Source organism: Anaerobacillus sp. (assembly GCF_046314235.1).
Taxonomy (GTDB): Bacteria; Bacillota; Bacilli; order Bacillales; family Anaerobacillaceae; genus Anaerobacillus.
Window position 1 is genome coordinate 149,721 of sequence record NZ_JBKBWN010000005.1, and the last position, 14,918, is coordinate 164,638.

General features: G+C 36.7%; 19 protein-coding genes. All 19 read right to left on the bottom strand.

The window, feature by feature from the left end; translation table 11 throughout:
* Positions 1–186 precede the first annotated feature (186 nt).
* Positions 187–1,047 carry a DNA-processing protein DprA gene (gene dprA, locus ACK4M9_RS08700; protein ID WP_409849447.1) on the bottom strand — a complete coding sequence of 287 codons (861 nt, stop codon included), beginning with the start codon at positions 1,045–1,047 and terminating at the stop codon, positions 187–189.
* 56 nt (positions 1,048–1,103) lie between these two features.
* Complete coding sequence (gene sucD, locus ACK4M9_RS08705; RefSeq protein WP_409849449.1) at positions 1,104–2,009, bottom strand: succinate--CoA ligase subunit alpha; 906 nt, start codon at positions 2,007–2,009, stop codon at positions 1,104–1,106.
* Between the two features lie 17 nt (positions 2,010–2,026).
* Entirely contained in the window at positions 2,027–3,187 is a 1,161-nt protein-coding gene (gene sucC, locus ACK4M9_RS08710; protein ID WP_409849451.1) for an ADP-forming succinate--CoA ligase subunit beta, read from the bottom strand.
* A 357-nt stretch (positions 3,188–3,544) separates the two neighbouring features.
* Entirely contained in the window at positions 3,545–3,802 is a 258-nt protein-coding gene (locus ACK4M9_RS08715; protein WP_409849453.1) for a DUF3905 domain-containing protein, read from the bottom strand.
* Entirely contained in the window at positions 3,753–3,953 is a 201-nt protein-coding gene (locus ACK4M9_RS08720) for a hypothetical protein (protein WP_409849455.1), read from the bottom strand. The genes ACK4M9_RS08715 and ACK4M9_RS08720 overlap by 50 nt, the downstream gene beginning before the upstream one ends.
* 87 nt (positions 3,954–4,040) lie before the next feature.
* Positions 4,041–4,310: an EscU/YscU/HrcU family type III secretion system export apparatus switch protein gene (locus ACK4M9_RS08725; RefSeq protein WP_409849456.1), complete on the bottom strand. Its 270-nt coding sequence runs from the start codon at positions 4,308–4,310 to the stop codon at positions 4,041–4,043.
* Complete coding sequence (locus ACK4M9_RS08730) at positions 4,307–5,980, bottom strand: hypothetical protein (protein WP_409849458.1); 1,674 nt, start codon at positions 5,978–5,980, stop codon at positions 4,307–4,309. The genes ACK4M9_RS08725 and ACK4M9_RS08730 overlap by 4 nt, the downstream gene beginning before the upstream one ends.
* A 62-nt stretch (positions 5,981–6,042) precedes the next feature.
* Positions 6,043–6,822 (bottom strand): ribonuclease HII, encoded by a 780-nt coding sequence (locus tag ACK4M9_RS08735; protein ID WP_409849460.1) that lies wholly within the window; start codon positions 6,820–6,822, stop codon positions 6,043–6,045.
* A 325-nt stretch (positions 6,823–7,147) separates the two neighbouring features.
* The gene (ylqF, locus tag ACK4M9_RS08740; RefSeq protein WP_409849462.1) at positions 7,148–7,996 is read right to left on the bottom strand and encodes a ribosome biogenesis GTPase YlqF; all 849 of its coding nucleotides are present in this window, start codon (positions 7,994–7,996) and stop codon (positions 7,148–7,150) included.
* Positions 7,997–8,004: 8 nt separating this feature from the next.
* Positions 8,005–8,556, bottom strand: coding sequence for a signal peptidase I (lepB, locus tag ACK4M9_RS08745; protein ID WP_409849464.1), 552 nt, complete (start codon positions 8,554–8,556; stop codon positions 8,005–8,007).
* Between the two features lie 224 nt (positions 8,557–8,780).
* Positions 8,781–9,125: a 50S ribosomal protein L19 gene (gene rplS, locus ACK4M9_RS08750; protein WP_409849466.1), complete on the bottom strand. Its 345-nt coding sequence runs from the start codon at positions 9,123–9,125 to the stop codon at positions 8,781–8,783.
* Positions 9,126–9,276: 151 nt separating this feature from the next.
* Entirely contained in the window at positions 9,277–10,014 is a 738-nt protein-coding gene (gene trmD, locus ACK4M9_RS08755; RefSeq protein WP_409849468.1) for a tRNA (guanosine(37)-N1)-methyltransferase TrmD, read from the bottom strand.
* A 2-nt stretch (positions 10,015–10,016) separates the two neighbouring features.
* On the bottom strand, positions 10,017–10,535 hold the full coding sequence (gene rimM, locus ACK4M9_RS08760; protein ID WP_409849470.1) for a ribosome maturation factor RimM: 519 nt from the start codon (positions 10,533–10,535) through the stop codon (positions 10,017–10,019).
* The gene (locus ACK4M9_RS08765) at positions 10,535–10,951 is read right to left on the bottom strand and encodes a YlqD family protein (protein ID WP_409849472.1); all 417 of its coding nucleotides are present in this window, start codon (positions 10,949–10,951) and stop codon (positions 10,535–10,537) included. The genes rimM and ACK4M9_RS08765 overlap by 1 nt, the downstream gene beginning before the upstream one ends.
* A gap of 219 nt (positions 10,952–11,170) precedes the next feature.
* Entirely contained in the window at positions 11,171–11,398 is a 228-nt protein-coding gene (locus ACK4M9_RS08770; protein ID WP_071318669.1) for a KH domain-containing protein, read from the bottom strand.
* Between the two features lie 88 nt (positions 11,399–11,486).
* Positions 11,487–11,759, bottom strand: a complete 273-nt coding sequence (gene rpsP, locus ACK4M9_RS08775; RefSeq protein WP_071318670.1) for a 30S ribosomal protein S16 — start codon at positions 11,757–11,759, stop codon at positions 11,487–11,489.
* A 124-nt stretch (positions 11,760–11,883) separates the two neighbouring features.
* The gene (gene ffh, locus ACK4M9_RS08780) at positions 11,884–13,230 is read right to left on the bottom strand and encodes a signal recognition particle protein (protein WP_409849475.1); all 1,347 of its coding nucleotides are present in this window, start codon (positions 13,228–13,230) and stop codon (positions 11,884–11,886) included.
* A gap of 12 nt (positions 13,231–13,242) precedes the next feature.
* Positions 13,243–13,551 (bottom strand): putative DNA-binding protein, encoded by a 309-nt coding sequence (locus ACK4M9_RS08785; protein ID WP_409849854.1) that lies wholly within the window; start codon positions 13,549–13,551, stop codon positions 13,243–13,245.
* A gap of 357 nt (positions 13,552–13,908) precedes the next feature.
* Positions 13,909–14,904: a signal recognition particle-docking protein FtsY gene (gene ftsY, locus ACK4M9_RS08790; protein ID WP_409849477.1), complete on the bottom strand. Its 996-nt coding sequence runs from the start codon at positions 14,902–14,904 to the stop codon at positions 13,909–13,911.
* Positions 14,905–14,918: the final 14 nt, after the last annotated feature.

Below are 14,918 nucleotides of genomic sequence, written 5' to 3' on the forward strand. Positions count from 1 at the left end.
TTAGAGGTATTTTAAAATCTTCCCTATTATTAACCACTATTTTGCTATTTGTCAAACAATTTCCTGAAACAAGTTTTATTTTTTTTGCTTTTTCTTCAGTAAAGTCATATATTGGACTAGCTTTATCAAATTGTTAAAATATTTTAATCATTACAATTTTTTACGCTTTAGCTATATTATACTCTGTTATATTTCATTTAAAACATCATTACTACATTTTGTCAACTTAGCACCTTGTTGAATTAACCAATGAGTTCCTTCACTTCGATCATCTAAAATCGAACCAGGAACAGCAAAAATCTCCCGCCCTTGTTGTAAGGCGAGGTCAGCTGTTATTAACGAGCCACTTCTTGCTCTTGCTTCAACGATCAATGTACCTTTTGAAAGTCCACTTATAATTCGGTTTCTCATTGGAAAATTCCATTTATGTGGTTTACTATTGGGAGGAAATTCAGAGATTAGTAAATGATTTTTTGAAATAATAGAGGCTAATTTCTGGTGACAATAGGGGTAAATATAGTTAAATCCTGAACCTAGGACTGCAATTGTTTTACCGTCATTCTCTAATGCAAGCGTATGTGCTCTGCCATCTATCCCAACGGCCAAACCACTAACAACAACCCAATTTGCTTGTATTAAAGGTAAGACAATCTTCTCTAGGCTAAAAAGCCCATTTCGCGATGGATCCCTAGTTCCAATGACACTAATTTTTCTTTCTTGAGTAAGAAGTGGTAAATTCCCTTTACAATAAAGAACCCAAGGAGGATCGTATATCTCTTTTAATAATTGCGGGTAAATCGAGTCGAAAATTGTAATTACTTGTATGTCAATTTCTCGATAAAAATTTACAATATTATTCATTTTTTGGAGGTCTTGTCTGAAATAAACTGCTTGCTCAGGTATCATTCCAAATTTTTGGCGCAATTCTTCTTTACTTAACAATAATACACTCTTTAGTGAAGGATCATATTCAAAAAATTTCTTTAACAAGATCCAATTCACACCTCTACAGCCATGTATTTGAATTAGCCTATTTCTTGTACTCATAAGGTGTTCACCGCCTTTTTGATATAAAAAACGGCCCCAGAAGGAGCCGCTTTACATTACTTATGAGTGATACATTTTTCTAACATGTTGTTCTCAACCAAAGCTGCTACTAATGTTTCACCCATAACCGCAGGAGTTTGTGCAACTTTCACTCCACAACTTTCAAGAGTTTTAATCTTTTCAGCTGCAGTACCTTTGCCTCCTGAAATAATTGCACCAGCGTGCCCCATTCTTTTACCAGGTGGTGCTGTTTGCCCACCAATAAAGCCGACAACAGGCTTCTTCATATTAGCTTTAATCCACTCTGCCGCCTCTTCTTCTGCTGTTCCACCAATTTCACCAATCATAATAACGGCATAAGTATCTTCATCTTCATTAAATAAATTTAAAATATCGATAAAGTTTGAACCATTAACAGGATCGCCACCAATTCCTACTGCAGTCGATTGGCCAATTCCTCTTGTTGATAACTGATGAACAGCTTCGTATGTTAGAGTTCCAGAACGAGAAACTACACCAACATGGCCTTTTTTGTGTATGTAACCGGGCATGATCCCAATTTTACATTCATCAGGGGTAATCACTCCTGGGCAGTTAGGTCCGATTAGACGTGTTGTTTTCCCTTCCATATAACGCTTAACCTTCACCATGTCTAAAACTGGAATTCCTTCCGTTATACAAATAACTAAATCTAAATTAGAGTCAACAGCTTCCATAATTGCATCAGCCGCAAATGCTGGCGGTACATAAACAACAGATGCATTAGCTCCAGTTGCTGTTACCGCATCTGCTACTGTGTTAAATACAGGAATTCCTTCGATTTCAGTTCCACCTTTACCAGGTGTAACTCCACCAACAATATTCGTTCCATACTCAACAGCTTGCTTTGTGTGGAAAAGGCCTGTTGCTCCTGTTATACCTTGAACAATTACTTTTGTATCTTTATTTATTAGGATACTCATATTATTCTCCCGCCCTTCTATTTAACTAGAGATACGATTTTTTCTGCTCCATCAGCCATTGAATCAGCAGAAGTAATATTTAATCCAGACTCATCTAGAATTTTCTTTCCTAAATCAACATTTGTTCCTTCAAGCCGAACAACTAGAGGCAAGCTTAACCCTACTTGCTTTGTTGCTTCAACTACACCCTCAGCAATAACATCACATTTCATAATACCTCCGAAAATATTAACAAAAATCCCTTTAACATTTTTGTCGGACAGAATGATTTTGAATGCTTCAGTTACTTTCTCAGCAGTAGCACCGCCACCTACATCAAGGAAGTTAGCAGGGTCACCACTATAATGCTTAATAATATCCATCGTTGCCATCGCTAGACCGGCGCCATTAACCATACAACCGATATTTCCATCTAATGAAATATAACTTAAATCAAACTTAGAAGCTTCAATTTCCTTCGCATCTTCTTCATCTAAGTCACGATATTCGATGATATCTTTATGACGATACAGAGCATTCGAATCAAAATTAAACTTTGCGTCTAAAGCCATAACACGACCATCACCTGTAGTCACTAACGGATTAATTTCAGCAATTGAACAATCCTTATCAACGAAGACATTATAAAGTCCCATCATAAATTTTACAGCCTGACCGACTAATTCTTTTGGGATGTTTATATTAAATGCTAATCTACGTGCTTGAAACCCTTGTAGTCCAACGACTGGGTCTACTACTTCCTTAAAGATCTTCTCAGGTGTTTTTTCGGCTACTTCCTCTATTTCAGTTCCACCTTCTTCTGAAGCCATCATAACAACTCGAGAAGTAGCACGATCTAATACTAAACCGATATAATACTCCTTTTTAATGTCACAACCCTCTTCAATTAGTAAACGCTTAACTTCTTTACCTTCTGGACCTGTTTGGTGAGTAACTAACGTTTTACCTAATATTTCGCTAGCATATGTACGAACCTCATCAAGATTTTTCGCTACCTTAACGCCACCTGCTTTTCCTCTACCCCCTGCATGGATTTGCGCTTTTACAACTGTTACACTTGAACCTAACTGTTTAGCCGCTTCAACTGCTTCATCAACTGTAAATGCAACACTCCCGTTCGGTACGCTAACACCATACTTACGCAGGATTTCTTTACCTTGATACTCGTGGATATTCATCGTCCATCCTCCTATCAAATGCAATTCATAATAATGTTTGCCTTATCGACTAACCGCTCAGTTTAAGCAAGTTTAAAAAAGCAAACTAATAATCTAACAGAAATTAGATTATTCATAACTTATCCTATTCGCCAACACTATTTTAAATCCTCTATTTTTCAACAAAAAGTTACGAAAATATTAAGAAAATAGTATTGCAATTTCATTATACATCAGAATTATTCTACTTGCACTATTTTTGCTGTGAGCGTTTTTAAGAAAATTTGATACCTAAAATAATGCTCAAACGGTTTTTTCACAGTAAAAAAAGCAGAGAGTGATCTCTGCTTTTTTTACTCGTTTAATTAAATTCCAACATTAATTCTCTTTAGATGTTGTTTTCTTTATATTACCATAGCTGACATTCAGTGTTGGGTGCATGAACATATGATAAGGATGTTCTTTTTTTGCACTTGTTTCTTCACAGTTATCCGTATTAAAAAAGTCCAATTGTTCCAAGGGGGAATTTTCTTCTTGTGCCCAATGATCACCTGACATCACTGCTGGGTCTATCTCGACACTCCAATTATCTAGAGGAGTTTTTGGGTTTGGGTCCAAACTTCTTTGTTTTTTCACTTCCTTCACCCTCTCTTTTTTCTTGTTTTTCACTACCAATTGATGCAATAATGTCTTTTTCCATCATCGGACGGTTAATACCAAACTCTTCTGCAGTTTCTTCTCTAGAGAAGTTGTGCAATAAATACTGTTGTAGGTTAAAAATATCCATAGAAAAAACACCTCTTTCGTTAATCAAATGTATCTTGGTTTAGCCTTCCCAAAATCAGTTAATTTTACGATCGGTGTTTGGATTTAGTTAACTATTTTTATCGATCCGGTAAATAAATGCGAAAATCTCTGCGACCACTTCATATAATTGTTCTGGGATCGCTTCATTTATTTCTAGTTGACTTAGCAATCCCACTAAACTTGGATCCTCTTGAATTGGAACATTATGCTTCATAGCTTCTTTTATAAGCTCCTCAGCAACAAAGCCCTTGCCTTTGGCAATAATTTTAGGGGCCTGATCACTCTCAGTATGATAGGAGAGTGCGACAGCCTGCTTTTTCTCTGGCACATCTTTCATATTCGAATGTCAACCCCTTGATAGTGTCTTTGTGTTTGATAATGTGTATTTAGAGAGTGAACGCCAGTTTGTTTCTGTATGCTTTTTGTAGGTTGACTAGCTTGTGTCCATTTAACCGATGTCAGTTGGTAATTAAGTTCCTTTAACGCTTGCCTTAAGTATGGTTGTAGGGCATCTATTAATTGTATTGGCTTTTCCTGTTCATTATAAATATGGAGAGAAACAATTCTCCTTTGAATTTGAACATCAATAATCGTTTCTTTTAGTCTATTAAGATTTAAATAAAACAGCACTCGACAATGATCAGGATTTAACTTCCCATCTTTATCTTTTTTTCCTTCCCATTGAATAGTTAGATCCGTGTTTTCCCCCATTAGTTTCAACGGCAACATGACTACCTGGTTTACAAAGGGACTTTCTTGATTAACTGAGAGTATTTGTTGACCTGTAACCAAATTTAAAATAGATTCGATTTTTTCTTGGATAATCAATGGTAATTGGAATTGTTGCGACTTTAGCAAACTCGCTTTTAATTGAAGTAAAAGCGTTTCATTGCTTTCATGTCGATGTAGAAATAATTGTTGAACGTCACGCTCATGTTGGTAGCCAATTCGATTAATAATTGAGGTAAGTTGTTTGGCTAACGATCCCTCTTGTTGTGGTAAAGGAAAACCTTCACTGTTCTTTTCGTCTTTCCCGGTAAAAAACGACATAAGTTGCTGTAAAGTCCTTTCACCCCTTTCACCTTTTTCTAAGACTACTTTTGATAAAAGTTCACTTATTTGTCCCTTTGAAAGTTCCGAAGAAACTTGTTCCTTTATTAACGTTGGCCATATTTGCTTTAATTGGTCAACAGGTGCTTTTGCGACTTGGGCATTAAAATGGGCAAGCAGCTGCTGTGGGCTTTGTTTATGAATCACACCTAAATTTCGCAATTCTGTTTCTGATACGCTAAACTGTGTAGTTCCACTTTTAGCAGATAAAAACTGCTTAATCATTTCTAGTAATTGGTGGCTATCAACCTTAACATCCCCCATCTGAAGCAAACCTTGAAGAATTTGCTGAACTTGCTGGAGATAGGGGGGTTTCCCTTCGTGTTGTTGAAGTAGCAATGATAAATCCTGAAGTTGATTTGCAAGGCCTTGCCCGCTAACGACGCTATGAATCGCAGCAAATGTCAAAGGTGTAATCGGTAGATTCCTCTCGATAAGTAGCTTTAAAATTTCTAACCCTTGCTCATTTGTCATTCCAACATTTTGTAATGTTTGAACTCCTGCCTGCACATGTCCTCTTGTAAAAGGAAGACCTTCTCTTGCTAAGTAATTAACAAGTAAATCACTATGTTTTAGATTACTTAGCCCTAGTTGTCGTAATATGTTTTCACTATCATTTCCACTGTACTTTCCAGTTTGGGGTAATGCATCGAACACCTTTAATACAGGGAGACCTTCTCCTCGTTGCACTTGAAACCAATAGCGATCTCCAACAGTTAAGGCTGCTTCAAGCTTCGCTGTTAATGCTAGGCCTCCTAAACGCAGTGATGCTAATTGACCAGGATATAATTTAATTATTTTTCCGTTAAAAATTTGCCCAGGAGTTAGCTTAACCGATTTTCGATGTATCGGATCCAATCCTTTTAGTAGGGACTGAACAACATTGGCTTGAAACAAAGCTTTCACCACCCATTTTTTCTCAAACAAATACGAGATTTTGTATTTTATAGTGTAGTATTCTAAAATAACTTAGCAGATACGTATCGGTCGCGAACCGGAGCAAATGATTTGCGGTGTTCTAGGCAAACACCATGACTATCAATTGCCGTTAAATGTTCTACAGTTCCATATCCCATATGATTTTCAAAGCCATATTCAGGAAATTGCTTACTGAGTGTTTCCATATACCGGTCTCTAGTCACCTTCGCAATGATTGAACTAGCCGCTATAGAAATACTTTTAGAGTCACCTTTAATAATCGATGTTTGCGGGGTCTTTCTTGGTAACTTCATGGCATCAATTAACAAATGTTCGGGAACAACGGTCAATTCATCAAGAGCTTTAAGCATTGCTAGCTTAGTAGCCTCATAAATATTAATACGATCAATCTCTTCTGCATGTACGATCCCGATACCGATTGAAACTGCTTTTGAAAAAATAGCTTCGTAAAACTCTTCACGATTTTTTTTTGATACTTTTTTTGAATCTGTTAAACCTAACAAATAAAAATCCTCAGGTAAGATAACCGCCGCCGCTATAACCGGTCCAGCTAACGGCCCTCTACCTACTTCATCAATCCCTGCTATATAATGATGACCTGCACTCCTGATCTCACGTTCATAATGTGACATTTCTTCAAATTGAGTAACCAATTGAGCATGCTTCTCTTTCGAAGATTTCCATTTCATATATGCCTTCTGGACGCCTTTTCGATCATCATTTTTTACTTCTAGCAAAAGTTGCTCTTCTACATTTTCACATTGAAGGATTTTTTCAATTTCTTTAATCGATAACTTCACTAATTTACACTACCTATCTACGTTTAATAATTGTTGTATGTAATATCGACATTTTCTAACCAAAAGTTAAGTACACTTTTAATCTTGATACTTACTTTAAGTTAATCACTGTTTACTTTCACAGGAAAAACCTTAACAGAAAACCTACATGGTGGCGAAAACCGCCGCCACCATCTTCTATGAAAAGTCGCTGGATACCCTTTCTCTACGCTGTAAAACTCTGACGAATTTTAGAAGCTTATTCAAGGAAATTCAGCGACATTTATTAAATATTCAAATACTGTTTTCATGCAAAAAGGCACGCCTATTAATGCGCACCTTCATCCTATTCTGGTCTTTCTAAAGAAATTTTACCAATTTTACAAGACCGAAACTCGCGAAGTATAAGTTCTGCCGCTTTATCATAATCAATATAACCACCACTCATTAACAAACCACGATTTCTGCCAATAGCATCAAATAACTCAATGACATCTTCATTTATCTCAGTTAGCTTAAACCTTTCCATTAACGGTTTAGGGTATTGTTCTTTCAAGTATTTAAGCAAGAACACCGCAACATCTTGAAAATCGAGGATTTCATCTTTAATCGCTCCAGTTGCCGCTAAACGAAAACCAACCACTTGGTCTTCGAACTTTGGCCAAAGAATACCTGGCGTATCTAATAACTCTAATTCACTACCTACCTTAATCCATTGTTGCTGCTTAGTAATTCCAGGGCGATCTCCCGTTTTGGCAATTTTCTTTTTTGCTAAGCGATTAATTAAAGTTGATTTACCAACATTAGGAATACCTAAAATTAAGGCACGAATTGCCCTTGGCTTCATCCCCTTTGCTTTCAGCTTCTCTAATAAATCAACAGCAAGCTCTTTTGCTACAGAGGGGATTTTCTCAGTACCTTTCCCTGTTTGGGAATCGATAGAAATGACTTTAAATCCTTTCCCTTGAAAATACCTACTCCATTGCTCAGTAACCATCGGGTCGGCTAAATCCGCTTTATTTAAAAGAATTAGACGTGGTTTATGACTAACTAATTCGTCAATCATTGGGTTTCTTGATGAAAGTGGTACTCTTGCATCAACCAATTCAAAAACGACATCGATTTGTTTTAATTTCTCAGTTACTTCACGACGGGCTTTAGCCATATGGCCAGGAAACCATTGTATCGTCGCCATCTCAACACCTACTTTGCTATTCTAATTTCTGTAAAAGGCCAAAAAACAACATTAGCGCTTCCTACAACACGATCATATGCAATAAAACCAATATGCCGACTATCTTTACTATGTTGTCTATTATCCCCTAAAACAAATACATGCCCTTCTGGTACGACATCATGTCCAGTATAGTCCTTCAGTGAAAAGTCACCAGTAAACGGTAAGCTGTAAGTACTCTTTTTAAATTCTTCTAAATATGGTTCCTCAACTGGTTCGCCATTAATATGTAAAATATCATTTTCATAATAAATCGTGTCCCCCGGTAAGCCAATTACCCGTTTAATATAATCCTTTTCAGCTGTAGCATGGAAAACAACGATATCAAAACGATCTGGTTTACCTATTGTATATCCTATTTTATTCACTATTAAACGATCGCTATCTTGTAGAGTTGGCATCATTGATTCACCGTCAACAACGATGGGAGCAAATAAAAAATATCGAATAACAAATGCTAGAAACAAAGCAATAAAGACAGCTTTTAGCCATTCCCAAGATTCACTTTTAATGCTAGACATATATCTATCCCCCATTACCTTCTTACTTTTAATTACTAATTTTATGTGAGCAAGATCTTACATCGAAATAGTAAGATTTACAAATTCACGAACTTATATCGTTATTATATCTTACTAAACAATATTTATTGTATAAGAAGTAATCACTTAGTTTCTTTATGTTTATGTTGAAATTTCAGGTGAAAAAAGGAGCTTGAAACTCAAGCTCCTTTTTTACTAATTGATTATCGGATTTCTTTAATACGAGCCGCTTTTCCACGAAGAGCGCGTAAGTAGTACAATTTAGCACGACGTACTTTACCACGACGCATAACTTCGATCTTGTCGATCTTCGGCGAGTGTAATGGGAATGTACGTTCAACACCTACACCATAAGATACCTTACGTGCAGTGAAAGTTTCACTAATACCTGATCCACGACGCTTAATTACGACACCTTCATAAACCTGAATACGCTCGCGAGTTCCCTCAACTACCTTAACGTGAACACGAATAGTGTCTCCAGGACGGAAAGCTGGAAGATCAGATCTTAATTGCTCTTTAGTTACTTCTTGAATAATGTTGTTCATCGTATCGTTCCCTCCTTCCCTAACAGATGCTCATTCCAATTTTTTGCAGCGGAACATCTTGATTATGGCATAAGCCACAAAGAATATAATATCATAAGCTTGTTGTAGTTACAAGGCTTGATTTAACATTTAACATTTAACATTTAATACTTTAACATTTATCTTTAAAATTTTCTAGCCATTCCTTTTCGAGCTGAGAAAGCTGACGCTTTTCCAACAAATCAGGTCTACGTTGGAATGTCCTTTTAATAGCTTCTCGATGCCGCCACTCGTTAATATTTTTATGATGGCCTGATAAAAGAACCTCAGGAACTTTAAAACCTCGAAAATCAACGGGTCTTGTATAATGGGGATATTCTAATAGGCCTGTACTAAAAGAGTCGGTGACTGCAGACGTTTCATTTCCAAGAACTCCTGTTAATAGTCTTGTAACACTATCAATAATAACCATTGCCCCTAGTTCTCCACCCGTCAAAACATAATCACCTATAGAAATCTCATCGGTGACTAAGTGCTCACGAATTCGTTCATCATACCCCTCATAATGACCACAGATAAAGATTAGTTGATCAAATTCGGCAAGTTCTTCTGCTTTTTTTTGAGTATAGCGCTCGCCTTGAGGGCATAACAAAATAATTCGCTTTTTAAGAGACGAATGAACTTTTGTTAAATCTCCTATAGCATCAAAGATTGGCTGCGGTGTTAACACCATACCACCGCCTCCCCCATATGGATAATCATCGACTCGATTATGTTTATCCTCGGAGTAAGTACGGAAGTCCACAATATTGAATGACACAAGTTGTTTCTCTTCTGCCTTTTTCAATATAGAAGACCCGAGTACTCCTGTAAACATTTCCGGGAATAACGTTAGCACGTCATAACGCATCTTTACTCAAGTCCCTCCATTAAGTGAATAACAACCTTTTTCTCGTCTATATCGACCCCTTTGATAACTTGCTCAATGTAAGGCAGTAAGAGATCTTTCCCACCATTTTTTCTTTGTACAACCCATACATCTTTTGCACCCGTAGCGAGAATTTCTTTAATCTTCCCTAACTCCTCACCTTCTTCAGTGACTACATTACAACCAATAATTTCATGGTAATAATACTCTTCATCTGCTAATTCTGAAAGTTGTTCTTCTGGCACCTGTAAAATACCACCCTTAAATACAATTACATCATTTATATTAGGATATTTTTCGAAGGTTAATAAATCAAAATTTTTGTGTTGACGATGACTAGCAACCGTTAACTCGATTTTATCCTTAAAATCTTTATGTTCAAGATAAAGCGTTGCCCCTACTCTAAATCGTTCATCCGCAAAGTCAGTAGTGGAAATTACTCGCACTTCGCCTCTAACTCCATGAGTATTGACAACTTTTCCAACATTAAACCATTTATTCATTATTCCTTATTCCCTCCTTCTCTTATTTCAAAGACAATTCCATCTTTAATTACAATTTCGGTACCTTCTAAAAATAAATTCCAGTCGTCTCCTACATTTATCTCATGTAAAGTATCGATCGTTTGTTCTTTAATCTCAGTTCCGATTTCTAACTCACTAAGCTGACCTATTTGAAAATCAATGATCTTAACTTTATCATTCCGCTCTTTTATTTCTTTATTAAAAGAAGACTTAAGGGCATTCTGATATTCATAGTTGTTTTTACTAGCTTTAAGCTTTTTATGTAATTGAAACTCTAATTGCTTAACCTCTTTTTCAACTTGTTTTCTTGTTTTTTTATAGTCCTCCATCATCGATTGTTTACGATTTTCGGTAAGCATTTGCTTTACAACAACTTTTTTTATGACTTTCATCATGCACCCCGTTCATATTGATGAAATAACACACTGTTCAATTTTACCATACAATTTCATCACTGAAAAATTATCGTAATTGTACTTAGTATTTGACTAGTTATTATAAAACTACTTGTTAAACAAATTGAAATTAAATTATCGCAAAGTATAAAAAAAGGCAGAGGTTAGACCCTTGCCCTTACTTAGCTTCAAGGCGAACACTATCTCCTCGGAGCTTCCTTATAGAATTTCTAAATTTATTCGCTTTTTATGATTTGCCCCAGCTGCGTATACAACCGAGCGAATCGCTTTCGCAATTCGTCCTTGCTTCCCAATAACTTTCCCCATATCTGATGCATGGACTGATAGTTGTAAAGTCAAGGACTGCTCATGTTCAACTTCTGTAACACGAACGTCATCGGGATGATCAACAAGAGCTTTTGCAATTGTTTCAACTAACTCTTTCATTATTATCATACCCCTTACGAAATAGTAAGTAGTTAAAAAAACTGGGCTCTAGCCATTTACATGAATAAAGCCGTAGTTTCTTGTTGGATTACTTTACGTTTTTAGCGTTGTGTAACTTTTCCATTAGACCAGCTTTTGAGAAAAGGTTACGAACTGTGTCAGAAGGCTTAGCGCCATCAAGCATCCATTTTAAAGCTTTTTCCTCGTTAACCTTAAAGTCAATAGGATTAACTAACGGATTGTATGTGCCGATTTCCTCGATAAAGCGACCATCACGTGGTGCGCGAGAGTTAGCAACTACTACTCTGTAAAATGGGGCTTTGTTTGAACCCATACGTTTTAAACGAATTTTTACTGCCATGTATATTTCACCTCCAAAATTAATTCACACAATAAGGTATATTATCATAAAACTCACTAGTTGGAAACTAGTAAAGTAAAAAAACTTTACAAAAGAAAAACTAAACAACCTATAGTCATGTCTATTACATAAAAGGAAACTTGAATTTGCCCTTTTTCTTTCCTTTTCCTGCCATATTAGACATTTGTTTCATCATTTTCTTCATTTCTTCAAATTGCTTTATTAGGCGGTTTACTTCCTGAATGGTTGTTCCGCTACCTTTAGCAATTCTTTTTTTACGACTAGCGTTTAAGATTGTTGGATCTTCTTTTTCTTTTTTCGTCATTGAACGAACAATCGCTTCAATATGACCAATTTGTTTTTCGTCAACTTGGACATTTTTTAAACCCTTCATCTTATTCGCACCAGGCATCATCCCTAATAACTCATCAAGGGGTCCCATGTTGCGAACTTGTGCTAGTTGGTCTAAAAAATCGTCAAACGTAATGTCCGCAGTACGCATTTTTTTCTCAAGTTCACGAGCTTTTTCTTCATCAAAATTAGATTGAGCTTTTTCAATAAGGGTAAGAACATCACCCATCCCAAGAATTCTTGATGCCATTCGATCAGGATGAAATGGCTCAAGAGCATCTAACTTTTCACCCATACCTGCAAATTTAATCGGCGTGTTGGTCACTGCTTTAACTGATAGGGCAGCTCCCCCACGAGTATCACCATCTAATTTTGTAAGAACAACTCCTGTTAAATCAAGCTGCTCATTAAAACTTTCGGCTACATTGACTGCATCTTGTCCTGTCATTGCATCAACAACAAGTAAAATTTCATCGGGATTTACCGCTTCTTTTATTTGTTGTAGCTCACCCATTAATGCTTCATCTACATGTAAACGACCTGCTGTATCAATCAGAACATAGTCAAGATGCTCTTCCTTTGCTTTTGCAACAGCTTGTTTAGCAATTTCAACAGGGCTTACTTTGTCCCCAAGTGAGAAAACAGGCATATTTAACTGTTCGCCTAACGTTTCAAGCTGCTTGATTGCTGCTGGACGATAAATATCGCCTGCAACAAGCAAAGGCTTGCGGTTATGGCTTTTTCTTAAATGATTTGCAAGCTTTCCAGTTGTGGTTGTTTTACCTGCACCTTGCAAGCCTACCATCATGACAACTGTTGGTGGTTTTTTAGCTACTGCTATTTTGCTTTGTTCTCCACCCATTAATTTCGTAAGTTCTTCATTAACTACTTTAATTACTTGCTGACCAGGCGTAAGACTATTTAGTACTTCCTGCCCGATTGCTCGTTCTTTTACACTAGCTATAAATTCCTTAACAACTTTAAAGTTAACATCTGCTTCTAGTAAAGCTAGACGAACCTCGCGCATCATAGTTGTTACATCTGCTTCAGATACCTTACCTTTTCCTTTAATTTTATTTAAAGTATTTTGCAAGCGTTCTGCTAAGCCTTCAAATGCCATCTCTGTCGCCTCCTAATCTAACCTCTCAAGAGAATCGACGATTAATAAAACAGATTCTGTCGTTGCATCTTTCTCTATCGCCGTTTTTAAGTTTTTAATAAGTTTCGACCGCTCTTCAAACCTAGAGAAAAGACTAAGCTTCTCTTCGTATTCTTCGAGCATATTTTCAGTTCTTTTAATATTATCATAAACGGCTTGACGACTAACTTCAAATTCTTCAGCAATTTCACCTAACGACCAATCATCAAGGTAATACAATTGCATGTACTGGCGCTGCTTCGTTGTTAGTAAGCTTTGATAAAAATCATAAAGATAATTCATTCGAAGCGTTTTTTCTAACACGAAAAGCCCCCCTTGTTAAGTAAAATCCCTTTACGAATATTTATAATACACGAACAAAAAATTAGTGTCAAGTTTTTTTCTTAACATCACAAAAAAAGCGGAAGCGCCCTGATTAGCGCCGACAAGCAAATGTTCTGACAATTAAAAAGTGGTGCTTTTCCCACTTTTTATATTGTCAGGTTATTTGACCTCGAGCCGCTGGGCGCTGGAGCTAGACTAATCAAAAGCGGAAGCGCCCTGGTTAGCGCCGACAAGCAAATGTTCTGGCAATTAAAAAGTGGCGCTTTTCCCACTTTTTATATTGACAGGTTATTTGACCTCGACAGCTCATATAATCTATGATTGCTCCGCTTCTGCCTTTTCCAACACTTCAGAAAATAAGCCATAGACAAATTGTTGGGCATCAAATTCTTGGAGGTCATCTACTTTTTCACCTAATCCAACAAACTTTACTGGAATGTCTAGTTCATGTCGAATGGCAAGCACAATTCCCCCTTTTGCTGTACCATCAAGCTTGGTTAGAACGATCCCTGTAACATCTGTCGTTTTTCCAAATGTTTTTGCTTGGGACATCGCATTCTGACCAGTTGTAGCATCTAGTACTAACAATACTTCATGTGGCGCTCCAGGAACTTCACGTTCAATGACCCGTTTAACCTTTTCTAGCTCATTCATTAAATTGACTTTATTTTGTAAACGTCCAGCTGTGTCACATAGTAAAACATCGACACCACGTGACTTCGCTGCCTGTACAGCATCAAACATAACTGCAGCCGGGTCAGAACCTGAATGCTGTTTAATAACATCAACGCCAACACGTTGTCCCCAAACTTCGAGCTGTTCAATTGCGCCAGCTCGGAACGTATCACCAGCCGCTAATAGAACAGATTTCCCCTCATGTTTAAACTTATTTGCTAGTTTACCAATCGTTGTTGTTTTACCAACACCATTGACTCCAACAAATAAGATAACTGTCATACCCGTTTCTTGTATATTGAGTTTTGCATCTTGCTCATTTTTTTGTAAAAGCTCAGCAAGCTTCTCTGAGATAACTGGTTGCAGTTCCGTAGAATCTTTAATATTACGAGTTCTTGCCACGTCTTTAAGTTCATCAATTAAATCCATAACTGTAGTTACACCGACATCGGCACTTATTAAAAGCTCTTCTAATTCTTCAAAAAATTCTTCGTCAACACTGCGGTAGTTTTTAACGAGATCATTCATTTTACCTACGAAAGAATCTCTCGTTTTAGTTAAACCTTCTTTGAATTTTTCAGTTACTGTTTCTGTTTGTTGAGTAATTCTTTCTTTAAGTTTCTTAAAAAAACTCATTCCCATGTCCTCCT